29 protein-coding genes and 1 riboswitch are annotated in these 26910 nt (G+C 57.5%); of the genes, 15 read left to right on the forward strand and 14 right to left on the reverse strand.

The genetic code is table 11. The features are described 5' to 3' along the window. Nucleotides 1-873: 873 nt before the first annotated feature. The 3 genes from KDN35_RS09905 to KDN35_RS09915 all read right to left on the reverse strand — a co-directional run bounded on the left by KDN35_RS09905 (nucleotide 874) and on the right by KDN35_RS09915 (nucleotide 2836). Nucleotides 874-1530 carry a hypothetical protein gene (locus tag KDN35_RS09905; protein WP_212132639.1) on the reverse strand — a complete coding sequence of 219 codons (657 nt, stop codon included), beginning with the start codon at nucleotides 1528-1530 and terminating at the stop codon, nucleotides 874-876. Nucleotides 1531-1563: 33 nt separating this feature from the next. Next, nucleotides 1564-2136, reverse strand: a complete 573-nt coding sequence (locus tag KDN35_RS09910; RefSeq protein WP_171565154.1) for a C39 family peptidase — start codon at nucleotides 2134-2136, stop codon at nucleotides 1564-1566. A gap of 229 nt (nucleotides 2137-2365) precedes the next feature. Continuing rightward, nucleotides 2366-2836 carry a low molecular weight protein-tyrosine-phosphatase gene (locus tag KDN35_RS09915; RefSeq protein WP_212132640.1) on the reverse strand — a complete coding sequence of 157 codons (471 nt, stop codon included), beginning with the start codon at nucleotides 2834-2836 and terminating at the stop codon, nucleotides 2366-2368. Between the two features lie 97 nt (nucleotides 2837-2933). On the opposite strand from KDN35_RS09915, the gene atoS reads away from it, so the two are divergent. The 3 genes from atoS to KDN35_RS09930 all read left to right on the forward strand — a co-directional run bounded on the left by atoS (nucleotide 2934) and on the right by KDN35_RS09930 (nucleotide 7688). After that, nucleotides 2934-4787, forward strand: a complete 1854-nt coding sequence (atoS, locus tag KDN35_RS09920; protein ID WP_171565152.1) for a two-component system sensor histidine kinase AtoS — start codon at nucleotides 2934-2936, stop codon at nucleotides 4785-4787. Continuing rightward, nucleotides 4759-6150 carry a sigma-54-dependent transcriptional regulator gene (locus tag KDN35_RS09925; protein ID WP_212132641.1) on the forward strand — a complete coding sequence of 464 codons (1392 nt, stop codon included), beginning with the start codon at nucleotides 4759-4761 and terminating at the stop codon, nucleotides 6148-6150. Before atoS ends, KDN35_RS09925 begins: the two co-directional genes overlap by 29 nt. Before the next feature lie 212 nt (nucleotides 6151-6362). Continuing rightward, on the forward strand, nucleotides 6363-7688 hold the full coding sequence (locus KDN35_RS09930) for a short-chain fatty acid transporter (RefSeq protein ID WP_212132642.1): 1326 nt from the start codon (nucleotides 6363-6365) through the stop codon (nucleotides 7686-7688). 103 nt (nucleotides 7689-7791) lie between these two features. On the opposite strand, the gene KDN35_RS09935 is transcribed toward KDN35_RS09930, so the two are convergent. From KDN35_RS09935 to sspK, 5 genes are all read right to left on the reverse strand, one after another. Beyond that, nucleotides 7792-9135, reverse strand: coding sequence for a hemolysin family protein (locus KDN35_RS09935; RefSeq protein ID WP_171565149.1), 1344 nt, complete (start codon nucleotides 9133-9135; stop codon nucleotides 7792-7794). A 199-nt stretch (nucleotides 9136-9334) separates the two neighbouring features. Then, the gene (locus tag KDN35_RS09940) at nucleotides 9335-10453 is read right to left on the reverse strand and encodes a site-2 protease family protein (RefSeq protein WP_171565148.1); all 1119 of its coding nucleotides are present in this window, start codon (nucleotides 10451-10453) and stop codon (nucleotides 9335-9337) included. A 117-nt stretch (nucleotides 10454-10570) separates the two neighbouring features. Beyond that, complete coding sequence (locus KDN35_RS09945) at nucleotides 10571-10870, reverse strand: iron-sulfur cluster biosynthesis family protein (RefSeq protein WP_171565147.1); 300 nt, start codon at nucleotides 10868-10870, stop codon at nucleotides 10571-10573. A gap of 89 nt (nucleotides 10871-10959) precedes the next feature. Then, nucleotides 10960-11322, reverse strand: a complete 363-nt coding sequence (locus KDN35_RS09950) for a DUF3905 domain-containing protein (RefSeq protein WP_212132643.1) — start codon at nucleotides 11320-11322, stop codon at nucleotides 10960-10962. 42 nt (nucleotides 11323-11364) lie between these two features. Beyond that, nucleotides 11365-11496: a small acid-soluble spore protein K gene (gene sspK / locus KDN35_RS09955; protein ID WP_171565290.1), complete on the reverse strand. Its 132-nt coding sequence runs from the start codon at nucleotides 11494-11496 to the stop codon at nucleotides 11365-11367. A gap of 91 nt (nucleotides 11497-11587) precedes the next feature. On the opposite strand from sspK, the gene KDN35_RS09960 reads away from it, so the two are divergent. The 3 genes from KDN35_RS09960 to KDN35_RS09970 all read left to right on the forward strand — a co-directional run bounded on the left by KDN35_RS09960 (nucleotide 11588) and on the right by KDN35_RS09970 (nucleotide 12245). Then, entirely contained in the window at nucleotides 11588-11860 is a 273-nt protein-coding gene (locus KDN35_RS09960; protein WP_171565145.1) for a DUF3886 domain-containing protein, read from the forward strand. Then, nucleotides 11857-12003, forward strand: coding sequence for a hypothetical protein (locus tag KDN35_RS09965; protein ID WP_212132644.1), 147 nt, complete (start codon nucleotides 11857-11859; stop codon nucleotides 12001-12003). The genes KDN35_RS09960 and KDN35_RS09965 overlap by 4 nt, the downstream gene beginning before the upstream one ends. A gap of 62 nt (nucleotides 12004-12065) precedes the next feature. Next, nucleotides 12066-12245, forward strand: coding sequence for a hypothetical protein (locus KDN35_RS09970; protein ID WP_171565142.1), 180 nt, complete (start codon nucleotides 12066-12068; stop codon nucleotides 12243-12245). 284 nt (nucleotides 12246-12529) lie between these two features. Here KDN35_RS09970 and KDN35_RS09975 read toward each other — a convergent pair whose 3' ends face one another. Genes KDN35_RS09975 through KDN35_RS09985 form a run of 3 tightly spaced genes read right to left on the reverse strand, consistent with a single transcriptional unit; the run spans nucleotide 12530 to nucleotide 15735 of the window. Next, nucleotides 12530-13717: an ABC transporter permease gene (locus KDN35_RS09975; protein ID WP_171565141.1), complete on the reverse strand. Its 1188-nt coding sequence runs from the start codon at nucleotides 13715-13717 to the stop codon at nucleotides 12530-12532. Beyond that, nucleotides 13714-14433: an ABC transporter ATP-binding protein gene (locus KDN35_RS09980; RefSeq protein ID WP_171565140.1), complete on the reverse strand. Its 720-nt coding sequence runs from the start codon at nucleotides 14431-14433 to the stop codon at nucleotides 13714-13716. Before KDN35_RS09980 ends, KDN35_RS09975 begins: the two co-directional genes overlap by 4 nt. Nucleotides 14434-14460: 27 nt before the next feature. Continuing rightward, a complete protein-coding gene (locus KDN35_RS09985) occupies nucleotides 14461-15735 on the reverse strand; it encodes an efflux RND transporter periplasmic adaptor subunit (protein WP_212132645.1) in 1275 nt (424 codons plus the stop codon). A gap of 235 nt (nucleotides 15736-15970) precedes the next feature. Between KDN35_RS09985 and KDN35_RS09990 the strand changes: the two genes are divergently transcribed. The 8 genes from KDN35_RS09990 to KDN35_RS10025 all read left to right on the forward strand — a co-directional run bounded on the left by KDN35_RS09990 (nucleotide 15971) and on the right by KDN35_RS10025 (nucleotide 22866). Beyond that, nucleotides 15971-17332, forward strand: a complete 1362-nt coding sequence (locus KDN35_RS09990; protein WP_212132646.1) for a glucose-6-phosphate isomerase — start codon at nucleotides 15971-15973, stop codon at nucleotides 17330-17332. Then, entirely contained in the window at nucleotides 17283-17564 is a 282-nt protein-coding gene (locus KDN35_RS09995) for an excisionase family DNA-binding protein (RefSeq protein ID WP_171565136.1), read from the forward strand. Before KDN35_RS09990 ends, KDN35_RS09995 begins: the two co-directional genes overlap by 50 nt. Before the next feature lie 62 nt (nucleotides 17565-17626). Next, a riboswitch (TPP riboswitch) is annotated at nucleotides 17627-17739 on the forward strand. A gap of 178 nt (nucleotides 17740-17917) precedes the next feature. Continuing rightward, entirely contained in the window at nucleotides 17918-19048 is a 1131-nt protein-coding gene (thiO, locus tag KDN35_RS10000) for a glycine oxidase ThiO (RefSeq protein ID WP_212132647.1), read from the forward strand. Between the two features lie 79 nt (nucleotides 19049-19127). Further along, nucleotides 19128-20072 (forward strand): S1 domain-containing protein, encoded by a 945-nt coding sequence (locus KDN35_RS10005; RefSeq protein ID WP_212132648.1) that lies wholly within the window; start codon nucleotides 19128-19130, stop codon nucleotides 20070-20072. Between the two features lie 133 nt (nucleotides 20073-20205). Next, a complete protein-coding gene (locus KDN35_RS10010; RefSeq protein WP_171565130.1) occupies nucleotides 20206-20607 on the forward strand; it encodes a YugN family protein in 402 nt (133 codons plus the stop codon). Nucleotides 20608-20776: 169 nt separating this feature from the next. Beyond that, nucleotides 20777-21226: an NUDIX domain-containing protein gene (locus KDN35_RS10015; RefSeq protein WP_171565128.1), complete on the forward strand. Its 450-nt coding sequence runs from the start codon at nucleotides 20777-20779 to the stop codon at nucleotides 21224-21226. 86 nt (nucleotides 21227-21312) lie between these two features. Further along, nucleotides 21313-22113 carry an NAD kinase gene (locus tag KDN35_RS10020; RefSeq protein WP_171565126.1) on the forward strand — a complete coding sequence of 267 codons (801 nt, stop codon included), beginning with the start codon at nucleotides 21313-21315 and terminating at the stop codon, nucleotides 22111-22113. A 36-nt stretch (nucleotides 22114-22149) separates the two neighbouring features. After that, on the forward strand, nucleotides 22150-22866 hold the full coding sequence (locus KDN35_RS10025) for an MOSC domain-containing protein (protein ID WP_171565125.1): 717 nt from the start codon (nucleotides 22150-22152) through the stop codon (nucleotides 22864-22866). A 36-nt stretch (nucleotides 22867-22902) separates the two neighbouring features. On the opposite strand, the gene KDN35_RS10030 is transcribed toward KDN35_RS10025, so the two are convergent. From KDN35_RS10030 to KDN35_RS10040, 3 genes are read right to left on the reverse strand one after another with little or no spacing between them, the layout of a single operon-like run. Next, nucleotides 22903-23628, reverse strand: coding sequence for an exonuclease domain-containing protein (locus KDN35_RS10030; protein ID WP_171565124.1), 726 nt, complete (start codon nucleotides 23626-23628; stop codon nucleotides 22903-22905). A 12-nt stretch (nucleotides 23629-23640) separates the two neighbouring features. Further along, entirely contained in the window at nucleotides 23641-24807 is a 1167-nt protein-coding gene (locus tag KDN35_RS10035) for a DUF294 nucleotidyltransferase-like domain-containing protein (RefSeq protein WP_171565123.1), read from the reverse strand. Continuing rightward, nucleotides 24704-26044, reverse strand: coding sequence for an ammonium transporter (locus tag KDN35_RS10040; RefSeq protein ID WP_171565122.1), 1341 nt, complete (start codon nucleotides 26042-26044; stop codon nucleotides 24704-24706). Before KDN35_RS10040 ends, KDN35_RS10035 begins: the two co-directional genes overlap by 104 nt. A 246-nt stretch (nucleotides 26045-26290) precedes the next feature. On the opposite strand from KDN35_RS10040, the gene KDN35_RS10045 reads away from it, so the two are divergent. Further along, nucleotides 26291-26848, forward strand: a complete 558-nt coding sequence (locus KDN35_RS10045; RefSeq protein ID WP_212132649.1) for a histidine phosphatase family protein — start codon at nucleotides 26291-26293, stop codon at nucleotides 26846-26848. Nucleotides 26849-26910: the final 62 nt, after the last annotated feature.

Here is a 26910-nt window from a genome sequence, read left to right on the forward strand (position 1 = left end):
AAAGTGGTAGAAGAATTCTATAAATTGCTACAAAAACATTCGGTAGAAGAAGATCAGGAAGGAATTAAAACAAATTCAAATAATGGAAAACGCAAAAGAACCATATTTCAAGTTTTTGTATTTTGCTTCCTTATTGGTAACGTTTAAGTCACATGAATGGTTCGATTTCATAGTTCAAAATAGATTTATTAGTATAACAATAGCAGCAGCAATCCTGTATCTTGTGGTGAAAGTCGTCGACAAATACGTATCAGGTTGGTTGCAAAAGGTTTGCGAAAGATTCAATATAAGAGTTGTTTACTTGTATCTTGTTGCCCTCGTGATTTATTTTCTTCTGTAAAGGGCAGCACCGACTAGATACGGGTGTCGGACACTAAGGGACAATCGGCAAAAGCCCCTCACTTGGAGGGGCTCAGACTGAAGACAAACGGTTCATTGAATAAGCGTCCATAAGAAAATGATTTCCAGGCCGAAAGGCCTGACCATTCATCAACCGAAACTGTAGACAACGTACATCGCATGGAGAGATGGGCCAAGCGAGCTCCTTTGACGACCGGCTCAGCGGAAAAACGAAGACGCGGGGACCAACAGGGGACACAAGTCTCACTTCATCGAAACACCCAGATGTTTGTCCCCTGCCCGCGTCTCGTTTTGGAGCGGACTTCATCCGCTTCTGTGCTGGGCGTCAAGCGAGCGAGCGGGCCCGATCTCCCATGCGCCGCGAACATTGTCTACACGCTGAGCCCCTCACTCAGAGGGGCTTTCGTTTGCCTGGATGTGGTCGAGCAGGCCGCGGCAGCCGACACAGCAAAATCGGGCGAAGTGACAGCACGGTTGGAAGAAGAGGCTGACGGGGAAAATGGTAACCCGAACTCATTCATACTGTTCGCCAGTGCCCTCTTGTTCGCTTGAGTTTACCCATATATCTTCCCATAAATCTTTTGTATTTGTGATTCGCTCTTTCATCTTCTTCAAGACCGTCTCCGGTGACAATTTTTTGTACGGTGATAAGTTCAATAGCTCGGCTGCCCGGCTGGTCAACCACACTTCCTCTTTATTCTTGTCGACGCTCAAAAAGATTCCTCCGCCCTGGAATTCAAAGTAACGAACATCATTGTCTTTTGAATCATTTTGTTGAATCGCCTTATACAATTTCATCAAGTCTTTACTGTAATTTTCACCCCCCATCTGAATCGGCTCCTTGCTGTCCGCAATTACGATACCTTTTGTCTCACCGTTGTCCTGCATAAACCACAGCCACTGGTCCGATGGCTGTAGAATATCTGACAGTTCCTTTCCCTCGTATGAAGCGATTTCTTCCGCAGTGAGTGTGAAGAAAATGGGGATCGAAAAGTTGGACAGTTTCAGATTGTCTATTGATGCTTGCGCTGACACGCTTTTTTCAAATTGTTTCTGAATACGTTGATAATCCTTCAACGCCTGCTGTTCCGGTTTGTCAGAGGCATAACCGATTGCAAAGAAGCCAATAGCGAGCAATACGATTACAGATGTGAAAAGGATTTTTCGCACATTTGTACCTCCTTATTTTAAATATTTCCAAACCTAAAAGGATCTAAAGTTGTATACTTGACCATACCATGTTTGAGAACTGCTACTTTTAAAAGATTTGTAAGACTTAACAAAATGATCTCCATACCATGGATCCATGTAAGTGATATAATCAGTTGATCCCTCGTCATACCCATCGATATTCACATAGTGTCCACCGCCACTTGTCCATTGAATTAGTGCCATGACAGGATTGTCATTGCTATAGATATTGGAGATCAGGCTAGAAAAAGACATTGGAGATTCGGATACACTTGAATTTACCCCGTAGGCATTGAGCCCTCTTTTCACTTCGTACATCGTTGCAGGCAGATTTAGAGTAGCTCCTTTCACCTTATTCACGAAACTTGTTTGGCTGATACTTTTTCCATAATATTTTAAGACAGACACTGAAGTTCCGGCCCAACACCATTGATCTTTTTCTTGTTTTATATTCGGTACATCCAATGAATATGTAGAAGGATAAGCATTTGCCGTTTTTGCAAGAATTATCAATCCAGCAACTATAGATATAGATAATAATTTTTTACCCGACAGTGCAAAAGTATAAGATTTTCTCTTGAACATATTCTACCTCCTAACAACACACTTTCGTCCGCATATTAACAAAAATGGTATATAATTACAATACTTTTATTTTCAAAATACAAGTCTAATTAGATCAGGGATGTATTGTGCAAACAATCATTAAAAGCCTGGAATTGACCACCTTTTGAATCCCATTCACCAGTTAGGACGGATAAAAATGGAAATCGTTTCTGTACGTGCAACTAACCCGTATAAAGGCAAAAGCCCCTCACTTGGAGGGGCTTTTGTTTGCCTGGATGTGGTCGAGCAGGCCGCGGCAGCCTGCCTCCACCAGCTGGTAGACGTAGTCGAACCGGCCGGTGTAATACGGGTCTTCCACGTCGCTCTCCGGCAGGTGCGGCGCGAAGTCCATCAGACGGTAAACAGCTTTGCCGGGCGGGGCCATGCGCTTCAGCGCGGACAGGTTTTCCTCGTCCATGCAGACGATATAGTCAAATTCAGTAAAATCTGCTGGCGTGATCTGACGGGCCCGCAGGGTGTCATGCGGGATGCCCTTTTCACTCAGGACTTTGCGTGTGCCGGCGTGCGGCGGCTCACCGGCATGCCAACCGCCGATGCCTGCCGAATCGATGGCGATTTGCTCCGCCAGCCCTTTCTCCTCCACCAGCCGGCGGAAGACGGCTTCCGCCATCGGCGAACGGCAGATGTTGCCGAGACAGACAAACAAGACTCGAATCATGGACAAACTCCTTTCGCGCATCTCAATCTCCGATACAGTTGTTATGATAGAATAGGATCACACCAAAGGCAAAAGCAAAAAGGGACGTGATTGATGCGTGAAAGCATACCTGTACCGGATCCGCTTTGTCGCCTCCGTCATCGCCGTGACCGTGCTGCCGATTCTCGTTACCGGTGCGGTGCTGCTGAGAGCGGCCGAGCAGGCGCTGCTGGAGGAGAAAAAGCAAAAACTGATCGCGGTAACGGAACAGCTCGACTACGTATTGTCGAAAGATTTTGACGCCGTGCTCCGGGAACGAGGGATGCTGACGGCGCCGCGGGAGCAGCAGATCGAAGCGTTAAACCGGGCGCTGGCACCCCTGACGGACCGCCTCGCCGCTGCACATCCGGGGGTCGGGGTCGGCTATTACGCGGCGGGCCTGGATGCGATCGTGACGTACGGTCCCAGCGAGGAGACGGGTCGTTACGTGGGCGAGCCGATCCCTCCCGACCACCCCGGGCGGCGGGTACTGCGCGACGGCGTCATCGAGGTGGCGGTCGGCCAACAGGTGCGGGGAAACATCATGAACGCGATGCTTCCCCTGATCCGTGACGGCCGGATCATCGGATACGCCTGGGCCAACGAACTGATGAGCAGCATCGACGTGCAGCTGGCAGGCATGCGGAGGAGCATCTACGCCATTCTGGGGATCGGCTGCGTGGTGGCGGCTGCGGCCAGCGGCCTGCTCATGCACCGTCTGGAAACGATTCTGGCCGAGATCAAGGCGGGATTGAGGCGGCTGCGGTTTGACCTGTCCTTTCGCATGAAACGGCTGGACGGAGAGCCGGGGGAGATTTCTGACGCGATCAACAAGCTGGCCAGTGACCTGCAGGCGAGCCGCAGCCATACGGAGACGATCGTGCAGAGCATGGACAGCGGCATCGTCGCCCTGGACCATTGCGGACGGATCACGGCCTGGAACGGTGCCGCAGCCCGGATGACGGGACTGGCAGTAGAGCAGGCGGTGGGGCAGACCTATACGGACATCTTTGCCGAGGAAGAGGTGCTGGTGGCTGCGCTGACCGATGCCCTGCATCACGGTCGGACGGTCCGGGACGCGGAGTGGCGGCCCGCCCGCAGCGGGCAGGGAGCACAGGTTGTCAACGTCACCACCTCCATCTGGCGGAGCCCGGCCGGAGAGATGCTGGGAGCCATCGCACTGCTGGACGACCGGACGGAGTGGAAGCGGATGGAGGCCAAACTGGCGCAGGCGAAACGTCTGGCCGTGGTGGGGGAGCTGGCCGCCAGCATCGCCCACGAGGTGCGCAATCCGCTGACCTCGATCAAGGCGTTTGCGCAAATCCTCGAGGAAGAATGGCCACCCGGACACGACAACCGCGAGTACACCGGTATCATCGTGGAAGAAGTGGAACGGCTGAACCGATTTGCCGACGAACTGCTGCTGTTCGCCCGCCCCAATGAAGAGCGGCACGTCCCCTCGTCCGTGTGCGACGTGCTGGACCAGACGTTGGCGCTGGTGGAGCCGGGCATGGCCAAGCAGGGCATCTCGGTACAAAAGTCGTACGCCGCTTCGCTGCCGGCTGTATTGGCCTCGCCCGAACTGTTGAAACAAGTGTTTCTCAACATATTGATCAACGCACAACAGGCGATGCCAAACGGCGGCAGCCTCAGGGTGGAGGCGGAGGGAGACGAGCGGGAGGCGCGCATTCACGTAACCAACGACGGCCCGCCCATCGCCGAAGAACACCTGCTGTCCGTGTTTGAGCCGTTTTTTACCACCAAACCGGCCGGGACGGGGCTGGGGTTGGCGATCTCCCAACGAATCGTCCAGGCGTTCGGGGGACAGATCAGCGCAGGCAACGTGCCGGGAGGCGTCCGGTTTACTGTGATGCTGCCGGGGACCGACAGAAAGGAGGAAGAGAATGAAAAAACGGGTGCTGCTGGTGGATGACGAGGCCAATGTGCGAAAGGCGCTGACGACGGCGCTGCGCAGAGCGGGGTACGAGACGAGAGAAGCGTCTGGCGGAGCGGAAGCGCTGGAACTGGTGCGCAGCTTTCAGCCCGAGGTGATGCTCCTGGATCTGCGGATGCCGGAGCCGGATGGCATGGAGACGCTGAGGCGGCTGCAGCAGGTGGATGGGCCGCGTCCCAGCGTGGTGATGATGACCGCCTACGGGTCAGCCGCAGACGTGATGGAAGCGATGAAGCTGGGAGCGTTTGACTACGTGCAAAAGCCATTTGACGTGGCCCGGATCAAGCAGGTGGTGGCCAGGGCGATGCATCAGCGCGAGCCGAACGAATCGGCAGGGGTGGCCAGGAGGCCGACAGAGGAACGGACGGACCAACCGGGGCTGGTGGGATTGAGTCCGGCGATGCAGGAGGTGTACAAGCTGGTCGGGCGGGTCAGCACGACCAAAGCAACAGTGCTGATCCAGGGGGAGAGCGGAACGGGCAAGGAGCTGATCGCCAGGGCGATACACGCCAACAGCCCACGCGCGGCCAAGCCGCTGATTCCCGTCAACTGCGGCGCCATCCCGGAAACCCTGCTGGAAAGCGAACTGTTCGGGTACGAACGGGGCGCGTTTACGGGAGCGGCCGGCCGCAAACCGGGGCTGTTTGAGCTGGCGGACGGCGGTACGCTGTTTCTCGACGAGGTGGGCGAACTGAGCATGCCGCTGCAGGTCAAGCTGCTGCGCGTGTTGCAGGATCGGACGCTGGTTCGGCTGGGCGGCGTGGAACCCGTGCCGGTCGACGTCCGGATCATCGCGGCCACCAACCGGGACCTGCGGGAGCTGATTCGGCGGGGGCGGTTTCGCGAAGACCTGTACTACCGGCTGAATGTTGTTCCCATTCACATGCCGTCGCTGCGGGAACGCAAGGAAGACATCCCGCTGTTGGTGCAGCATTTTCTCGCCAAATACGGTCGGGAACTGGGCAAGGAGGGCTGTTATCTCTCGCCCGCTGCGCTGGACGTCCTGATGGCGTATGACTGGCCGGGCAACGTCCGCCAACTGGAGAACACCATCGAACGCGCACTGGTGCTGGCCGCCGGCTCGGCCATCTTGCCGGAGCACGTGGAGGTGCACCCGATGGAAAACGAACCGGTCGGCGCAGCAGACGGGCTTACCGCGATCCGCATCGAAAATCGGACGATGCGGGACATCATTTCAGAGGTGGAGAGGGAAGCGATCGTCCGCGCGCTGCGCAAAGAGCGGGGCAACCGGCTGCGGACGGCCAAACGGCTGGGCATCTCCCGTCGCGCGCTCCTGTACAAGCTGGAAGCGTATGGGCTGGACGGTCAGGAGTGGGAGTAGAGCGCCGACCGCATGCACACGGGCTGCACCGTTACAAACACGAACTGTGCAAACTGGAGTCAATGTGTGCAAAAAGTAGTCAATGATGCGCAAGCATCGTTATGAAAGCGCATACATTTTTGCGGCTCCTGTCCTCCCTGACGATTGGCATGTCTTTTGCTACTTCCAAAAATGAAAGGCAGCCAATTCTTTTGAAAAGGGGGAAACGTCACGTGTTTCAAGCCTTGACCAACGCGTCGGTCCGATTGGTGCAGCGCTACCTGCCCGACGCCTTCATCTTCGCCATCATCCTTACATTCGTCGTGTTTTTTGCCGGGATGGCTGTCAACGGAAAGTCGCCGCTGGAGATGGTAACGTACTGGGGAGACGGCTTCTGGGGACTGCTCAGCTTCACCATGCAGATGGTGCTGATTCTTGTCACCGGTCATACCTTGGCCAGCACGGACCTGTGCAAGCGGGGATTGCGCGCGGTCGCTTCCTCGGTCAAAACACCGGGGCAGGCAATCGTTCTGACCAGCCTGATCTCCTGTTTGGCGGCGTGGATCAACTGGGGATTCGGGATCGTCATCAGCGCTCTGCTGGCCCGGGAAATCGCCCGGCGGGTGGAAAACGTGGATTACCGTCTGCTCATCGCCAGCGCGTATGGCGGTTTTGTCGTCTGGCACGGCGGACTGTCCGGCTCCGTCCCGTTGACGGTGGCCACGGAGAACCACAGCCTGCAGGACGTCATCGGCGTGATTCCCACGTCGGAAACGCTCTTTTCGCCGATGAACCTGACGATCGTCATCGCGATCATGATCGCCCTGCCGCTGATCAACCGGATGATGATGCCGGCGAAAGAGGATACGGTGGTGTACAAAGGGCCGGGCATCGATCATGAGGAGACGGCAGCCGCGTCTGATGCGACAGCAATGGACAGCCCCGCCGCCAGGCTGGAGAACAGCCGCATCGTGTCCATGCTCGTCTCCGCGTTGGGTCTGATCTTCCTGATTGCCTACTTTGTGAAAAACGGCTTCAAACTCAACCTGGACATCGTCAACTTCGGATTTTTGTTCCTCGGCATATTGCTGCACGGCACACCGCGCAAGTTTCTCGACGCCATGAACGAAGCGGTCAAGGCGACCGCCGGGATCGTTGTGCAATTTCCGTTTTACGCCGGCATCATTGGGATGATGACCGGATCGGGGCTGGCCGCCAGCATCTCCCAGTGGTTCATCAGCATCTCCACGCCAGCCACTTTCCCGCTGTTTACCTTCTGGAGCGCGGGTCTGCTCAACGTGTTTATCCCCTCCGGAGGCGGTCAGTGGGCAGTGCAGGGGCCGATCATGATGCCGGTCGCCACGGAACTGGGCGTTTCCCATGCCAAAGTGGCGATGGCGATCGCCTGGGGAGATGCCTGGACGAACCTGATCCAGCCGTTCTGGGCGCTGCCGGTACTGGCCCTGGCGGGGCTGGGGGCGCGGGACATCATGGGGTACTGCCTGATGATGCTGTTCGTCACCGGCGCGATTATCAGCCTGGGATTCCTGCTGTTTTAGCATCCCGCGACACATACACGCTATCCATCCGGTCGAATACGTCTGTCCCCATGAAAAAGCCGGCATCTGTCACATGCAGATGCCGGCTTTCGGTCGTATGCTGTTACACTGCGGTCAATGGCGATTCTTGTTGGTCTGCTTCGGGGGGAACCAACTGTGTGATGGCGATCCGCGTCACGCGGTGATTGTCCATGTCGGTCACCGTAAACAGGTGGTTTTCCCACTCGACGGAAGCGCCGACGGCAATCTCCTCTTCAAGCTGACTGTACAGCCAGCCGCCAATGGTATCGACGTCATCGGACACCAGTTCAAAGGGCAGGTGATCGTTTAGATCAGCCAACAGGGTTTTTCCCGCGACGGACAGGCCTTCCGGCGTTTTTTCGATGTCGGGACGTTCATCCGTGTCAAACTCGTCCTGAATGTCGCCGACAATCTCTTCCAGGATGTCTTCCATGGTGACCAGACCCGCCGTCCCGCCGTATTCGTCGATGACGATTGCCAACTGCGAGCGTCTTTTCTGCATCAGCCGCAGCACATGGCTGATCTCCATCGATTCCGGCACGGTCAGCACGGGGCGGAGGTAATTCTCCAGCCGCACGTCCTTGTTTTCCAGGGCGGCCAGGTAAAAGTCGGTCGCGTGGACAAACCCAATGATGTTGTCCTTATCTTCGTTCGCCACCGGAAAGCGCGTGTGGCGCTCCGTGCGAATAATTTCAAGGTTTTCCTCAAACGTGTTGGAGGTATACAGGCAAACCATGTCGATGCGCGGGATCATGACTTCCCGGGCCAGGGTTTCGGAAAAGTCAAACACGTGCTCCACGAGCGAAAGTTCGGTCTGGTCGATGTGGCCGCTTTGATGGCTCTGCGTGACCAGCAGGCGAATCTCCTCTTCCGTGTGGGCCGCTTCGTGTTCGGACACCGGTTCCAGTCCGGCCCACTTCAGCAGCCGGTTGGCCGTTCCGTTCAGCACCCAGATGGCCGGGTACATTATCTTGTAAAACAGCATCAACGGTGCTGCCACCCACAGCGAGGTCGCTTCCGCTTTCTGAATGGCCAGCGATTTCGGCGCCAGTTCGCCCAATACGATGTGCAGGAACGTGATGAAGGCAAAGGCCACGCCGAACGAAATCGCGGAAATGACGTAGTCGGGCAGTGCGAAGTTATGCAGCAGCGGCTCGACAATCATGTGTGCAATGGCCGGTTCCCCGACCCAGCCCAGTCCAAGCGAGGCCAGCGTAATTCCCACCTGGCAGGCGGACAGGTAGGCGTCCAGCTGTTGCGTCACTTTTTGCGCGAAGCCGGCTCGTTTGTGTCCTTCATTGACCAGTTGGGTCAAACGCGTCTGGCGCACTTTGACGAGGGCAAATTCAGCCGCAACGAAAAAACCGTTCAGAAAGACGAGAAAAGCGACAAGCAAAAGGTTCAGCACTAGCGGAATACTCTCCAAGTAAACAGTCATCCTCTCTGGAATATTTTGATGTATACTTTTATGTTACAAAATTGGAACCCTGATGCACAAAGCCGAAAAACCGTCATTCCGCCCCCTGGGGACCCGCTGTCCGGAAAAAACAGCGGTAAGGTGGCCGTCTCACCCGTTTTTGCTCCCGCAACCGACCGCAGAGGCCTGTACGGAAAAAAGCAGCTTGTCAGCGCACGCCCAGCAGGTGCTGGCCGTAGACGAAAAAGGCGGAGAGTACGCCGGCCAGGGCGAGATAGGCGACCAGCACTTTCCACTTGGTGGAGGCAGGTGCCTCGTAATACGTGGTCAGACGGTGCAGCTGCTCCTCCACCCGGGCCAGCTGTTGGCGGGTGGTCTGTTCTGCTTCGGTGAGCAGCGGAGAGGGAGCGGGACGGGACGGATCACCGTCTACAAACAGCACCGGTTCGTGCTCCCACTTCCGGAACAATTCCCAGATCCGATCCGCATACTCTTTGTCCATGGCGATGCGTTCGCGGACAAAACGTTTGTCATCCTGCAAAAACGGGATAGCGAACCCTTTGGGAACCGGGATGGCAAAAGCCTTCTGTTTTTCGGCGCTGAGCCGTTCCCGGGTCTCAATCGACGAGTCGAGCTGCGGCCAGTGGGCAATCTCCTGCAGTACGCCTTCCAGCTTTTCCTTTTCATAACGCAGCACGCGCTGCCGGTACCCTTCCCGCGCACGGCTCCACCAGGTCATCGCTCCGAAGATAAAAATGATGACGATCATCGGGCTGGGGCTGACAAACATCATGAACCCCAGCGCCAGCAGGCCGATCAACCAGATTTTGGTGGACAGCACAGAGACGACCCGTCCGCCGTCCAGCGGCGATACGGGCAGCAGGTTAAACAGGTTGAGCAACGCACCGAGATAGATGACCAGCACCCAGAACGGATCATGCGTCCACCAATAAAGGGGAAGGGCAGGCAAAAAGGCAAGCATGCCAGCCAGCGGTCCGCCGTATGCCAAATACGCTTCAGTGGCGGCGTCACGCGGCTGGTCCTTTATCGCAATAAACGCGCCGGCAAAGGGAATGAACACCGCAGGCGATACCTTGATCCCCTTGCGTTTGGCAGCGATGACGTGCCCCATTTCATGGACAAATATCAAATAGACGAGAGCCGCTGCGAATTTCCACCCGTACATCCAGGCGTACACCCACAGGCTGATGAGCATCGACAGCAGCGTCGTGCCGAACTTTGAAAATTTTAACAGTCCTACAACCCATTTCAGTTTGGTCAGCAGAAAAACGCCAAGGATTACCAGAGCTGACCTGGTTTTGTTCATGCCAGTTCCTCCCGAACGGTAATGCTAGACTCTATTCGGTATACGTACAACGGCGGGAAAAGTTTCCCGGCAAGGGGGCGGCTGATCTCGGGCCCGGTCGGGCGGCTGCTGAAGTGTCTATGTGTCCAGCCGCGGATTGTGAAAGGTAAAGCCGTATTCCCCGTACAAGGCGTTGTAGCGCAGTTCGGCGCCGTCAAAGTACCAGAAGTCGTTCGGGCGAATGACAAAGCGCATACCCTCCACCTCAAAGATTGCGTCGCCCGGCTGCTCCTCGTCTTTTTCAATCGCATAAAACAGGCCGCCGGTGCCGGGACCGCCCGTGCGGACGTACAAGCGCAGCGTGTCGCCGGGGCGGAATCCAGCGTATCGCTGGTAGGCCTGGGCAAACGCCGGTTCGATGGTCACGTGGATGCTCATGATGGAACTCCTCTCTCACAGATCATGTCCATCTATTGTACCATATACGGGAAAAAGCGCCGCTGATGGCACAGCGGCGCATGTTCTCGTCAATCCTTGCCCATGCTGACGTCGTGAGTCGGGTGCATGAACGGCACTCCTTTGGGCGGCTTGTCTTCCAGCAGCTCCTTGTTTTCCGTCGTATTCCAGCCGATGTCATTGGTCGGGTGAACCCATTTGTCGCCGGCCATGACGAACGGGTCTGTCTCTGTGCTCCACTGGTTGAGCGGCGATTCGGGTGAATTGTAAAAGCTGTCGCCGATCACGACGCCGTGTTCGTTGACGAACGGTTTTTGCATGGAGCGGGTCGAGTTTTTAAAATCAGGTGCGTTAATCTGATGGGGAAGCGTGCCATCGATCGAGACGTCTTTATTCACTTCCGTCTTTTGTTCCGTCTTTTGCTTGCGGTCCATCGTGAGCATCTCCTCCGGGCGAAGGTTTTGCGCCTGTTGCTCTTACCGGTTTTCTTTTAGCCGCTCTTGTGGTTCACTATTGATGGAGCCGTCAGAGCGGATCGCTTCGGACTGGGCTTTCGGCCTGCTGATTCCGGGGGACTTGCCGAAATCTTTTTCCTTATTGCGTACCATCATCTGCCCTCCTCTTGTGTCGCTTGGTGTTAGTATGACCGGAAGCAGCAGTAATGATGAACAAGCAAACGGTGAAAGGAGAGAATGGACCATGGCGAAGAAACAGCGGCGCCAACCGCAGCGGCCGACGGCACAACCGGCTGCCGCGGAGGTGAAAACGGGTCTGAACCTGAAAGAGATGCTGAGCCAGGAAGCGTTAGACAAGCTGAAAATGCTGGAGCGGGAGGTAAAAGCGGCCCGCGAGCGGGAAGAACAGGAAGCAGCGGAGCGCAGACGGCGGGAGCAGGAAGAGCGGGAGCGCAACAAGAGCTTTGCCGAACTGCTGGAAGAGTATGAGAAAAAAGGCGGAGGCAAGTACAATTGACGGCGGGCGCGGACGGACGGAGGCAGCGGCCGGACACGTCGAAAAACGGCCTGATGAAAAAGCGGCAGCTCACACTCAAGGATGAATCACTCAAGGAGCGGGGACGCGAAATCTTGTCCCGACTGGGGAAAAAGGACAGATAGGCGTACAGGGATTTTTTCCCCGCCTTTCCCATATAGCTATAAGAAGGGAAGGGGGGAGCCCCATGGGGACAATCCTGCTGTTTGTCAGCATCTTCTGCGTGGCGGTAGGCACTTGGCGGCTGATCGGCATATACAAGGAGGGCAAGCCCGAAAGCAAATGGCTCTGGTGGACGGTGGCCAGCGTGGGGATAACGCTCTTTTTTCTCCTGAAACTGGTCACGGACACTCCGGCGCTCTATTGAAAAAGCACCTGCAAGCGCTATGGTCAAACTCCCATAGATGCAGACATGAAGAAACGCCCTGCCGTTGGGCAGCAAGCTGACGCCTGTACGCTGCAGGCGTTTGCTTTTTTGTTGAGCTGAAGACGTTCTTCGTGCGGCGGCGAGACATGCTGATCTGATCAGTCTGCAATATGGAGTGCACTTCAGCGCTTACAGGTGCTTTTTTTGCGTTCGATTCGGGATATGTCCATCAGGCAGGCGGACGCTTCCGTGCGGTTGGGCGAAAGTGCCCCGCGAAGGCGTCGTTATTCGTATCGCAGCGCCTCGATCGGGTCCAGCTTGGCGGCCTTGTTGGCCGGGTAGAGGCCAAAGAAGATGCCGATCGCGCTGGAAAAGGCAAAGGCGATCAACACGCTGTTCCAGGACATGAGCGGCGGCAGTTTGGCAAAGTAGGAAATCAGCGCGGCGGTGCCAAGACCGAACAGGACGCCGATCAGCCCGCCAATCAGGCAGACGATCACCGACTCGATCAGAAACTGGACGAGAATGTCACTTCGTCGCGCTCCCAGCGCTTTGCGAATGCCAATCTCGCGGGTCCGCTCGGTGACGGAGACGAGCATGATGTTCATGACGCCCACGCCGCCGACGACCAGCGAAATGCCCGCGATCACGCTGAACACCGTCGTCAGTATGCCGGTCACCTGGTTGAACTGGCTGACCTGCTGCTGCATGCTCACGGCCCGGTAGTGGCTTTCTTTCTGGTGCTTGCGGCTCAGGTACTGGATCGCCTGCTGCATGGCGGCATTGACCGACTCCTTGTCGGTGGCCTTGCCGATCAGGTAGCTGACCCATGGCTCTTCGTAGCGGCTCTGGTCAAACCGGATGGGCAGGTAGGCGCTGTAGGACTGCTCCACGTCAAAGCGAAACTTGTCTTCCTTGAACGTGCCGATCACCACCAGCGAGGTGCTGCCCATGCGGACGCGCTGGCCCAACGGGTTCATCTGGCCGAACAGCTTCTGTGCCAGTTCTTCCTCCAGAACGATCACCGCCCGCAGTTCCTTGTCATCGGCGGCGCTGAAAAAACGTCCTTTGGACACTTTAATGGTCGGCTGCACCTTGGGAAAATCGGCCGTCGTGGCATACAGGTTGACGCGCTCTTCCTTTTTTGGTCCCTTGAGCATTGCCATGGATTGGTTCATCGGCACGATGTGTTCGATGTTGGGACTGATTTTGCTCAGCACGTCGGCGTCCTCTACCGTAAGGTCTTCCGGCGCATGCTCTTGCTTGCTGTTGTAATCAACAAAGACGTTGAACGAGTTTTGACCGAATTTCTCCATCTCGCTGATGATGGCTTTCTGTCCGCCTTCCCCCAGGGCGGTGACGGCGATCACTGAAGTAATCCCGATCACGATCCCCAGCATAGTCAAGCCGGAGCGCATCTTGTTTGCCCAAATGCCTTCCAGGGCGGTGCGAAAACTTTCCCAGACGTTCATGTCGTGATCACCTCGTCGGACGGAACGGCAATCAGCCGGTTTTCCACCCGTTCGTCGCGGATGATGACGCCGTCCTTGAATGTGACGATGCGTTCCGCGTGCTGGGCGATGTCCGGCTCGTGCGTAACCAGGATGATGGTGACGCCCTGGCTGTGCAGTTCCTGAAACATGGCCATGATTTCGGTGCCGGAGCGGCTGTCCAGGTTGCCGGTCGGCTCGTCAGCCAACAGGATGGACGGCCGATTTACCAGCGCGCGGGCAATGGCCACGCGCTGCCGCTGCCCCCCGGAGAGCTGTGTCGGCTTGTGGTGGACGCGTTCAGCCAGTCCGACCCGCTCCAGCGCTTCCAGTGCCCGTTTTCGCCGTTCCGACCGTCCTACACCGGCGTACATCATCGGCAGTTCCACGTTGTGCAGCGCCGTGGAACGGGGCAGGAGATTAAAGGATTGAAAGACGAAGCCGATTTTTTGATTGCGCACCTGCGCGAGCTGCTTGTCGGACAGTTTGCTGACTTCAATCCCGTCCAGCGTGTAGGTGCCGGAATCAGGTCTGTCGAGGCAGCCGAGCATGTTCATGAATGTCGATTTGCCGGAGCCGGACGGCCCCATGATGGCGACGAATTCCCCTTTTTCCACGGTGAGCGAGACACCTTTCAGGATGGGCAGTACCGACTCGCCCGTCTTGTACGATTTTGTCAGGCCTTCGACGTGCAGCATCGGTCGACCTCCTTTCTTCCGAACAGGTTAGATGCCCGAATTCTGCGGTTCCTCGGATGGGAGGACCGGTGCGTTCTCCTGGAGGGTGTCAAACGGACCGAGAATCACTTGTTCGTCCCCTTTCAATCCCGACGTGATCTCAGCGAACAGCTCGTTTTCCACGCCCACGGTCACTTTCCGCTTTTTCGCCGCGCCGTTTTCCGCCACCCAGACAAACGTGCTGCCGTCCGCTTCCTGCTGCACCGCTTCGATCGGCACCTGCCGGGCGTTGTCGATCTTTTGCACGGATATGTCGATGTCGACGTGAAAGCCAGGTTTCAAGGCGGACAAGTCTCCGCTTGGTTCCAGCGTCACTTTTACCCGGGTCTTTTCTCCTTGTCCCGAGCTGTTTGGCGTCGTGACGGCGATCGGGGAGATGCGGATCACCTTGGCGTTCAGCCTTTGCTTGCCCAGCGCGCTGCCTTCGATCACCGCAGTCTGCCCGAGTTTGATCTTGCTGACGTCGGACTCGTTGATGTCCGCTTCGATCAACAGGTGGTTCAGATTGGCGATCGTCAGGATTTCCGTTCCCTTGTTCACGTATTGGCTGTTTTCTGCGGCCCGGTCGATGACTGTGCCGTCGGTCGGGGCGACCAGCACGCTTTGCACGCGTTCTTTTTCCAACAGGGCCTTCTCCGCCAGGCGGGAGTTGATCTGTGCCTGCAGGGAGGCGATCTCTTCCTTGCGCGGCCCTTTTTGTTTCAGCGCGTACTGCTGCCTGGTCACGTTGAGTTGAGACAGCGCCGAGTCCAGCTGCGCCTTCGCCTTGTCCAGCTCCTGCTGGGTAGTGGCGCCTGACTCATGCAGCTGCCGGATGCGCTCGTACTCCCGTTTGGCATTGTCGTAATCCCGCTCCGCCTGGGCGACGCGCTCCCGCTCCTGCGCCAGTTCTTCCGGTTCGCTGCCGGCCTGTGCCTTGGACAGGTTGGCCCGGGCCAGTTCGATCTGCGCGTCGATCTCCATGATCCGGCTTTCCACGTCAGACGTGTCGATCTTGCCGATGACCTGTCCCTTTTTGACGACATCCCCCTCCTTCACGGCAAACTCGCGCAGGATTCCGCTGACATTGGCGTATACCCGTTGCTTGTCTGCGACAGTGACGATCCCGGAGGTGAGTACCTTGGTCTCCAGCGCGGCCGTGGTGACCTTTCCCACGCTTACAGGCATTCCTGCTCCCTGCGGTGAGCCCAACAGGGCCATGCTTGCGGCTCCCACGCCCAGTACGACAGCGACGGAGCCGACGATCCACCAGCGTTTTTTCATACGATCCTGTCTCCTTGATCCATCATGATATAAGATTCAAATGATAAGATTCGAATGGTTTTACGCGGCTGAAGGGAAAAGGTAACAATTGGGTTGGAATCGTTCACAAAATGTTCACAATTATGCGGCAGATTTCTTCGCCGCAGGACAGATCCGACTTCTTTCTCTGCCGGCTCAAAGGTAAACATGATAAGATGAGAAACAGATACAAACATGTCTTTTTATGGAGGGAACCATGAACCAAGTTCTTCGTTTCGACTGCTCGAATGCTCTGGGCTTTGTCCGGCCGCACGAATGGACACAGCTTGCCCCTGCAATCAAACAGGCACACGAGTTGTTGCACAACAAGACGGGGGCTGGCAGTGATTTTCTCGGCTGGGTCGATTTGCCCATTCACTATGACAAGGATGAATATGAACGGATCAAACAGGCAGCCGCGAAAATTCAAGCGGAGTCTGATGTGCTGCTGGTCATCGGGATCGGCGGTTCGTACCTGGGGGCCAAAGCCGTCGTGGATGTGCTGGGCCACCACTTTTACAACCTGCTGCCCAAGTCCAAACGGCGCACGCCGGAGATTTACTTCGTCGGCAACAATATCAGCCCGGTCTACGTCTCCCATCTGATGGATGTTCTCGAAGGGAAAGACGTGTCCATTAATGTCATCTCCAAATCGGGCACCACGACGGAACCGGCCATCGCGTTTCGTCTGTTCCGCGCCTGGTTGGAGAAAAAATACGGACGTGAGGAAGCGAAAAAACGCATCTACGCGACTACGGACAAGGCGAAAGGCGCGTTGAAACGGCTGGCTGACGAGGAAGGGTACGAAACGTTCGTCATCCCCGACGACGTCGGCGGACGCTACTCCGTGCTGACTGCAGTAGGTCTTTTGCCGATTGCCGTGAGCGGCGCCGATATCGATGCACTGATGCAGGGCGCTGCTGCTGCCCGCGAGCGTTACCTGACGCCTGTTCTGGAAGACAATCCGTGCTACCAGTACGCGGCTGTCCGCAACGCGCTCTACCGCAAAGGCAAAACCGTCGAGCTGCTGGTCAGCTACGAGCCGCAGTTCCGCTATTTTGCCGAGTGGTGGAAGCAGCTGTTCGGCGAGTCGGAGGGCAAGGACGGCAAGGGGATTTTTCCTGCATCTGCCGAGTTCTCCGCCGATCTGCACTCGCTGGGACAATACATCCAGGACGGCATGCGCCACCTGTTTGAAACAGTGGTGGCTGTGTCCAAGCCGGCGGTGGACGTTACGATCAGCGAAGATCCGGACGATCTCGACGGGTTGAATTTTCTCGCAGGCAAGGGCATGGACTTCGTCAACAAAAAAGCGTTTGAAGGAACGCTCCTGGCCCATGTGGACGGCGGCGTGCCCAACCTCGTGGTGGAAATTCCGGAAGCGACGGCCTACCATCTCGGTGAGCTGATCTACTTCTTTGAAAAGGCATGCGGCATTAGCGGATATCTGCTCGGGGTCAACCCGTTTGACCAACCCGGAGTGGAAGCCTACAAGGCGAACATGTTCGCCCTGCTGGGCAAACCGGGGTATGAACAGCAAAAAGCAGCACTGGAAGCGAGACTGCGTGGAAAGCAATAAGACGTACCTGACTGTGTCCGAGACCGCTGCCTACCTGGAACTGCCGGAGACGTTTATTCTGGAAAAAATCCGCGAGGGACGCATCCGTGCCGTTCACAACGGCGAAGAATACCTGATCAACAAGGACCAGTTTCAACATCATCTGGAACAGATCCGCAAACTGAGGGAATGGGAGGAGGCGACCCGAAACGAGCCCATTCCTGAAAGCTACGATGTGAAAGACGAGGACTGAGCGCCGCGCTCTTGCCAGGGAGCGGCCGCAAGTCTATACTGAAGGGTGTAAACGACATAACGGAAAGCTACTGGGGGAGTCCATCACGCAGGGCTGAGAGGACGGAAGCGATGACCGTCGACCCTTTGCACCTGATCCAGATCATGCTGGCGCAGGGAAGTGGTTGCAAGCAAAAGAGCTGTCTGTGTTTGCGGATGTGCATCGGCCCACCTTTCCTGCCGGGGAAGGTGGGCTTTTTGCATGCTTTCGTCCGGTGGGGCGGCATCAGCGGGGTGGCAGGAGAACAGCGCGTTTACCCAGGCTTCGCCGCTTGAGCAGGGCGGGGCGCAGTTCCATCGAGGAGAGGAAGAACCATGACGAATTGTTTGATTGTAGGCGGAGGCATCATCGGATTAAGTTTGGCTTACGAGCTGTCGCGGCGCGGGTTGTCCGTCACGGTGGCAGAGCAGGGGGCGTGGGGCGGCCAGGCGTCTTCCGCAGCGGCCGGCATGCTGGCTCCGCTCAAGGAATTTTCCCAGCCAGGCCCGCTGCTTGATTTGGGCATCGAGTCGCTTCGCCTCTACCCGGAATGGGCGGCGGAGCTGGAAGCAGAGGCGGGCAGAGATGTGCAGCTTTGCATCGACGGGCTGTTGACCGTGGCGTTGACGGAAGAGGAAGCGGAGCAGTTGCGCGCAAAGTTCACCTGGCAGCGGGAGAGCGGTTACGATGTCCGCTGGCTGACCGGAGCGGCCATCCGCGACGTTGAACCGCTGTTGACGGATCGGGCGATCGCGGCGATCCACTCGCCATCCGAAGGGCATGTCAACAACCGGATGCTGCTGCAGGCACTGGTGACGGCGTGCAAGCGGCGGGGCGTGACGCTGCTTTCCGGCTGCGTGGTGACGGGCTTCGTCGCGGAAGGAAGCCGGGTGGTGGGCGTCGAGACGACTGCGGGATCGCTCTTTGCCGACGAAACCATTATCGCCTCCGGGGCGTGGGCCGGCATCGCGATGGGCTGGCTGGGGCTGTCCATTCCCGTTCTCCCGGTGCGTGGACAGATCGCAGCGGTCGACTCGGCGGGGATTCCGCTGCAGACAGTGATTTTTGGCAGCACGGGCTATATCACGCCCAAACGGGACGGCAAAATCGTCCTCGGCGCTACGGAAGACGAGGCCGGCTTCCAGCGGGAGGTCACGCTGGAAGGCTTGACCGGCGTGCTGAACGGCGTGATGCCGTATGTGCCGGCGCTCTCATCGGCCCCGTTTTTGGAAGCATGGGCGGGACTGCGCCCGGCTACCGCCGACGGCAAACCATTGTTGGGGCCGGTGCCGGGATGGTCGGGATTGTCGCTCGCCGGCGGACACTTTCGCAACGGCATTCTGCTTTCTCCGATCACAGCCAAGCTGATGGCGGATTATCTGGAACAGGGACGGACAGAACGGCTGGAACCGTTTTTGCCCGAACGCTTTACGAGTGTCGTGTCACAAGGCCGCAAAATGGGCTAGACTTGCCTGGAAAAATAGACACCTCCCCACACGCAGGCGTATATCGTAATACAGAAACGACAAAAGGGGAGGAGTTTTCATGGAGTCGTCGCAAAAACAACTGTTTCAGGCTGAACCGGCGGCGGTCAGCATGTTAAAGGATATGCGTGAAACCGTGCAGGAGATTTGCAAGAAGCACGCGCGGCAAAAGGTACGGATCGAAGCGATGGACGGCCGCGTGTACGAGGGCAAAATTCTCGATGTTGACGATTTCCACGTCTACGTGGAAATTGAGGAAAACGATGAGGGGCCGGCCGATGTTATGGGAGCTGTGGAGCCGGTCTCCAGCCGGTATCCGCAAAAATCACGACCGCAAGACGGATGTCCGCCTCGGGAGAGTGCCGTCAGTCCATACGGTACGACAGGTCCCAACGTCAGTCCGTACGGGATGGTAAGTCCCTACGAGATGGGGCCCGGCGTCAGTCCGTACGGGATGGTGAGTCCCTACGAGGTGGGGCCGAATGTCAGTCCATATGGGATGGTAAGCCCATACGAGATGGGGCCTGACGTCAGTCCGTACGGGATGGTAAGTCCCTACGAGGTGGGGCCCAACGTCAGTCCGTACGGGATGGTAAGTCCCTACGAGACCGGCCCCGCTGAGAGTCCGTACGGGATGGTGAGTCCCTTTGAGTCAGCCGGTCCGTCCGGCAAATCTGAGGGAGTGGTGAGCCCCTACGAGCAAACCGCACCGTTTGAACAACCTGCCGAAATGGTAAGTCCGTACGAAGCGGTCAGTCCCTACGAAACCGCTGGACCCCAGGGCAACGTCACGCTGCAAAACAACATCAATTTGTACGGCAACCCGTATTCCCAGGTAAGCCCGTATACTGATTTCAGTCCATACCCATACCCCAGCTATCCATACTTCTACCCTGTTCCGTTCGGCGTGTTCAGAGTGCCTGTTCACAAGAAGAAAAAGCGCCGTTGCCGCCGCAAGGTGATTCCTCTGGCGCTGTTTACCCTGCTGTCGATTTCCCTCATTTGACCATAACACCAGCACGAAGCCTCTGCCGGGCTGTATCCGGCGGGAGGCTTTTTCCATTTTCACCGATGTTTGAGTACAACCGCGCCGTTTGTCGCACACTACCGGGTAGAATCCGAAAAAGGCAGGGATGGAGATGCAACCGATTGAAAGCAGTTTGGCGGGTACGAGAGGCACGTTTGGATTCTTTCGCGAATCGCTCGAACCGGACGGCTTTACCCTGGCCAACTGGGATTACCACCGGGGGTATTTTGACCGCAAGCTGGACGATCAGGGGATGGTGTATCTGCGGCTGCCGGTGACGGTCATGGAAGGGGAACTGGACAGCCCGGACGCCTGGTTGGAACTGGGGACGCCGTTTGTGCTGAAACACGTCTACCAGACCGGTGTGGAGGAAGACATCGGATATTACTCGCCTGTCGCCTCGGCTGCCATGAACCAGTTTCAGGAGCCGGTGGACAAGGACGCACCTGTGGAACAGGTCTGGATGCGCAAGGCGGAGGCGATTGTCCGGGAGTTGGAAAAACGGTTTGCCTAGCATTAACGGGCCCAGAATAGGGCCCGTTTTTTGCGAATAACACCGGATTGCAATTCCTGATTCTGCCATCTGGCACTGCGCTGACCTGCCGTGTGCCTGCTATGGCGGTGGATTTCGCGGTAGTGTAGAATGGTAGCAACAGGAATGGAATCACAGGGAGTGGAAAACGATGGCCTGGTACTACCCGCTGCTCAAACTGTATTGGCGTATCCGCAGGCCGCTGACGCTGGGTGTCCGGCTGATTGTCACGGACGATGAAAAAGGCGTGCTGCTGGTGCGCCACACGTATGTGAGCGGATGGTATTTGCCGGGCGGAGGAGTGAAAAAGGGAGAGACGTTTTTGGAGGCGGCCCGGCGTGAGCTGTGGGAAGAGTGCGGCATAGAGGCGAGCGAGATGAGGATCTGCCACCTCTACTACAGCGAGCGGGAAGGGAAGCGGGATCACATCGCGCTGTTCCACGTCACCCGGTACCGCCAGCATGAACGGCCAAAGTCTGACCCGGAAGTGGCGGATATGCGCTTTTTTGCTTGGTCAGAATTGCCGGAGCAGTTGTCGCCTGCGACGAGGCGGCGGCTGGAGGAGTTTCGCTCCGGCCGTTTTGCGGCGGAGCGCTGGTAGCCCGCGTCGGCATCCCGGCCACCGGAGTGTTCCTGTAACATTGTGAATAGCAGGCATGTATGTGCGTAAAGTGAGGGTAGACCACCATGAAAATTGCCACCGTACTGCGGAATGACGACTACTCCCGGGAGGTAGAACGGGAGCTGAAGGAAAAACTGCTGGGCGAGGACAGCCCGTACTGCTTTGTCCGGGAAGAGGGCGAGACGCCTGATCTCGTGCTCTCCATCGGCGGGGACGGAACGCTGTTGGAAGCGGTGCATCAATACGGCTTTGAACCGACATACGTCGGCATCCACACCGGCCATTTGGGCTTTTACGCGGACTGGCGGCCAAACGAGCTGGATGCGTTCGTACAGGCTCTCAAAGAGCAGACGAAGCCGTTTGTCGCCGAATACCCCACCGTTTCGTGCCGCATTCTGACCCGCGACGGCCGCATCATTCACAAATGGGCGCTCAACGAACTGGTGATCCGCAATGCGTCCCTGTCCACGCTGGTGGCCTGTGTGTACATAAACGGCGACGAGTTTGAGACGTTTCGCGGAGACGGCCTGATCGTCTCTTCCCCGTCTGGAAGCACGGCGTACAACAAAGCGGTGAACGGAGCGCTCGTCCATCCTTCCATCGAAGCGATTCAGCTCTCGGAGATCGCATCGATCAACAATCAGGCCTACCGGACGATCAACAGCTCGCTGGTGCTGCCCAAGCACCACGAGGTCGAACTGATCGTGATGAATCCACAGATCATGATCGGGTTGGACCGGGAGCAGGCAGTCTGGCAGGACGTGTGCTCCATCACCTGCCGCGTCGGCGTGGACAAAGTGAAGTTTGCCCGCTACAAGCGGCTCACGTTTTGGAGCCGGGTGCGCAATTCGTTCATTACGGGATAGAGAAACGCTGGAAAACAGGCGGAGGAGGCGGCTGGGATGAAAAAAGCGGGGACGCTTGCGGCGATTTTTCGTCATCCCGTCAAGGCTATGGGCGGCGAGCGGCTGACGACGTGCCGCGTGGACGCATTTGGCGTGTACGGCGACCGGGGCTATTACTTCCGGGACAGGAACGGCAAGTATCTCAGTGCGGATGCAGTTCCGGGCGTCTTGGGCTTCACCGCCCGGCTGGCAGCGGAGAGCGGCGAGGACGCCTATCCGGAGGTGCGCGTGACCGCGCCGGACGGTACCGTGTACGGCTGGGAGGAGACGCTGTTCGCCAGGGTGGCTGAGACGACGGGACGGCCGGTGACTGCTGTGCGCAGCACACCGCGTGAAGGCGGAGAAAACTGGGAAGATCACATCCTGCTGGTGACCGATGCCTCGCTGCGGGAGATCGCCCGCCTGATTGGCCGGGAGAGTCTGGACCCTCGCCGCTTTCGGGCCAATTTTGTAGTCGTGCTGGATGAGGACACGCCGTTTGCCGAGGATGCCTGGCTGGGCAGGCGGCTGCGCATCAATGACGTGGAACTGCAGGTGAACAAGCCTTGCGAACGCTGCATCTCCATCAACATCGACCCGGATACGCTGGAGCTGCATCCGGCTGTGCTGAAAACGGTGGTAAAGCGGCACCGCAACCACTTCGGCGTGTACGCGTCCGTCGTCACCCAGGGGCGGGTGTCGGAAGGCGACGAGGTATTTGTGGAAGAACCATGACGGAAGGCTGTCCGACAAGACTGACGGACAGCCTTTTTATCTGAGTTCCTCGTAGATCTCCCCCAAATCGGTATATCCCTGCTCAATCGCCTTTCTCAGGTAGATCCCCCAGAGCGAGGCGGCGGCGACGGCATCGCAGTAGGCGTGGTGACGGCGGGAGATGTGAATGCCGTGGGCGGCGCACAGGGCGTCCAGCGAGCTGTTGCCGATCACCTCGCCCGACACGCGGACCAACAGCATGGTGTCCAGCAGCCGATGCGTAAACCGCCGGCGGCCATGTTTCCATAACGCCGCCCGAAAAAACTGCCGCTCGTGGCGGGAGTGGTGGGCGACCAGCGGCCGGTCGCCGACAAACTGGAAAAAGCGCTGGAGCGCGGCAGCCGGATCGGGCGCGGTGCGAACCATCTCGTCGCGTATCCCGGTAAGGGAGGCGATGTGGGGAGGAATCGGCCGGCCGGGGTCGACCAGGCTGTAAAACGATTCTCCCAAAAGCAGTTGGTCTCCCCGCATCGCCACGGCACCGATGGAGAGGATGGTGTCACCGCGGTCAGGGGAAAAGCCAGTCGTCTCCAGATCGACGACGACCACTTCCAAATCGGCGAGCGGCAGCCGGCCCTCCGCTTCCTTTCGTTCGCGCCGCAGCGAGCGGAGAAAGGCGATTAGCCCCGGATTGCCAAGGTCCCGGTCCGCTGACGGCATTCGAACTGTCTCAGCGGCCCGGCTCATCTGCCGCAAGCGTTCCCACAGGTCTCTGGTGTGCATGCCGGCACCTCCCTATTCCGGGTACGCGGCCAGCATTTTTTTTGTCCATTTCTGCAACCGCAGCGCCAGCTTCATTGCCTCGCGCAGCATTGAGAGCGTATCCGACGACAACTCCGACAGTTTGACGTAGCTGTTGCTGGCGTAGGTGCCGTCCCGCCAGTGCAGCGGAGCGATCAGCCTAAGGCCCAGCAGCAGCCGGAAGTGGTGCTCCACCTCCCGGCAAAACGCCACCGGCCAGATGCCTGCTTCCCGCAGGGCAGCCAGCCGCTCCAGCGTGGAGGCGGCGTGAATGCCGTGAGCCAGGGCGAAGTGGCGGACGACGTTGACGATCGGCAGATACACGCCGTATTTTAGGTTGATCGCGCCCTGGTAGCGGCCGGTGATGTCCGGAGCGATCCGGCCCAGCCACGTGAGCGGAATCCGGTGGAAGCGGGTGTTGCTCACAAGCCTGCCGATCAGAATCGGGTTGTGGGCGAGCAGCCTCCGGTACTGCTTGATCAGCGGGGCGACCACATCCGGCTCCCCCCAGAGGATGCGGGCGTCGCCCACCAACAGGAGATAGCGGGCGTGCTCCCACACCGGATCGGCAGCCCAGGCGGCGAGGCGCTCCATCCATTGGTCCGTGCTGCCGCGCCAGCGGGCCGACACGCAGGTGACGTTGCCCCGGCAGGGCGGATAGCCTACTTGTTCCAAGCCCTGCACGATGGCAGCCCCCAGCAGGTGAAAGTAGTTTTCCACACGCTCCATCTCCCGTTTGTCCATGCCGTCAAGAATCCGGTAGACAAGTCCGTTGTCCTGATCGCTGATGACGGCCTGTTCGCTTCGCCCGCCGCTGCCAAACTGGAGAAAGGCGAACGGGACGGGCGGCGTGCCTACGCCCATTTTCGCCAGGTGGCGCACGGCGAGCAGCACGCCCTGGCGGATCACCTTGTCGTGGATCAGATTGACAGTCACGGCGTACGGTGCCATTTCCCCGGCCCGATTCATCCCTTCCAACCGGGACAGGTTCAAGAGCTCCCGGCGCAGGGAGAGCAGTTCCTGAAACGAACCGGCGTCCGCGATGCGGTGACAATCCTCAAGTGAGAGAATGAGTGGATCGCCTTTGTGGGGCGGAAACGTAAGGGCGTTCCGATTGCAGCAGTTCGGGATATCCGTATCCCCCGTGTTCGCTAAGGTCAAGGCCCATCACCTCTTCTTCTTCGGTTACGCGAAGTCCCATCGTTTTCTTCATGATGGCGAGAATGACGTACGAAGCGACAAGCACATACACCAGCGCGGCAAATACACCCAACGCCTGAACGCCCAGTTGGTGGAAGCCGCCGCCGTAGAACAGGCCCGGCATCCCGACGCCCACTTTTTCTACCAGGGCGGGAGCGGCAAAAAAGCCGTTGGACAGCGTTCCCCAGATGCCGGCGATGCCGTGGACGGAGAAGGCGTAGATTGGATCGTCAATGCCCATCCGATCAAACCAGATGGCAGTATAGAATGTAAGAATACCTGCCACGGACCCGATGACAATCGCAGCCCACGGTTCCACAAACGCGCAGGAAGCGGTGATTGCCACCAGGGCGGCCAGCACGCCGTTCAGCATGCTCGGGATGTCTGCTTTCCCCGTGACAGCCCACGCGATGCCCAGAGCGGCAACCGCACCGGACGCGGCCGCGAGGTTGGTCGTCAGCGCCACATGGCCAAAGAGGCCGGAGACGGAGCCAAACGCAGACCCCGCGTTGAAGCCAAACCAGCCAATCCACAAGATGATGACCCCCAGCGTGGTGTAGACCTGATTGTGACCGGGTATCAAGTTGGAACTGCCGTCTTTGTTGTACTTGCCGAGGCGCGGCTTGAGCAGGATGGTGGCGACGAGAGCGGCGGTTGCTCCGGTCAGGTGGACGACCGTCGATCCGGCAAAATCCTGTTTGCCGTGGTCCGCCAGCCATCCGCCCCCCCAGATCCAATGGCCGACAACCGGATAAATTAAGATCGTATACAATATTCCGAAAACGACGTAGACAGAAAGTTTGGCGCGCTCGGCGAAGCCGCCCCAGGCGATGGAGAGGGAGACGCCGGCAAAAGCCAGTTGAAACAGGAACTTGATCCCGACCGGAATGTTGGCGAAGGAAAGGGATTCGTAGGCCGCAGCCGCCTGTTCCTCCGTTCCGTTGAAGAAAAAGCCGGTCAGTCCGATGAACGAATTGCCGTTGCCAAACGTCAGGCCGAAGCCCAGGGCCCAAAACGCCAAGGTGCAGATTCCAAACGTCAGGACCGTCTTGCCGGCGATGTGTCCGGCGTTTTTCATGCGCGTCGACCCAGCCTCCAACAGCGCGAATCCGGCCTGCATGAAGATCACCAAAATGGCGGAGACCATCACCCAGGTGGCATCCACTGCGGAAGCGAGAAGAGGCAGTGTCGGTTCCATGCAATCCACTCCTTTTCTGTGTCAGATAATCTGACATGTTAATTTTTATGTTAGATTATATGACGTGAGATGGTGGAATGCAATCATTTTTTCGCAAGGCTCGTACATCTCTGCAAAGAAATGAAATGATGACAATCACTGCACCGTCCGGGACGAACATGTCGGTGTCGGGTTAAGGTACACGTCAAGATGGATTCGAAATGATACAATAAAACAAAATATGGGAATCCCTGGGGGGAGCATCTGATGGGAACCAATCTGTATCTTGTGCGGCACGCCCATTCCGTTTATACGCCGGATGAAAGAAACCGGCCATTGTCCGAGCGCGGCTGCCTGGACGCGAAAAAAGTAACCGAATTGCTCAAGCGGAAAAACGTCGATCATGTCATATCAAGTCCGTACAGACGAGCGATTCAAACCGTCGAAGGCATAGCCCATTCCATTGGGAAAGCGGTGGAGATCGAGGAAGGGTTCAAGGAAAGAATCTTGTCTGAAAAACCCGTGGAGGATTTTCAATACGCCGTCGCACGGGTGTGGGAAGACGAGCATTTTTCATGGGAAGGCGGGGAGTCGAATGCCGCTGCCCAAAAGAGGGGAATCAAAGCAATCGAGCAGGTTTTAACCAGGTTTTCCGGAAAGAACGTCGTCATCGGCACCCATGGCAATTTGATGGCATTAATCATGAATGTGTTTGACAAACGGTACGATTATCATTTCTGGCAACAACTTTCCATGCCCGATATCTACCGATTGTCATTTGACGGCACAGAATTGCGGGAGGTCAGCAGGGTGTGGGAAGGCTGACAAAACGGGTACGTGCGGGAAGCGATTCGCTCCCTCGGTACCAAAACAGCCGCCTTGTATAA

The organism is Brevibacillus sp. NL20B1 (assembly GCF_018195675.1).
In the GTDB taxonomy this organism is placed as follows: Bacteria; Bacillota; Bacilli; order Brevibacillales; family Brevibacillaceae; genus Brevibacillus; species Brevibacillus aydinogluensis.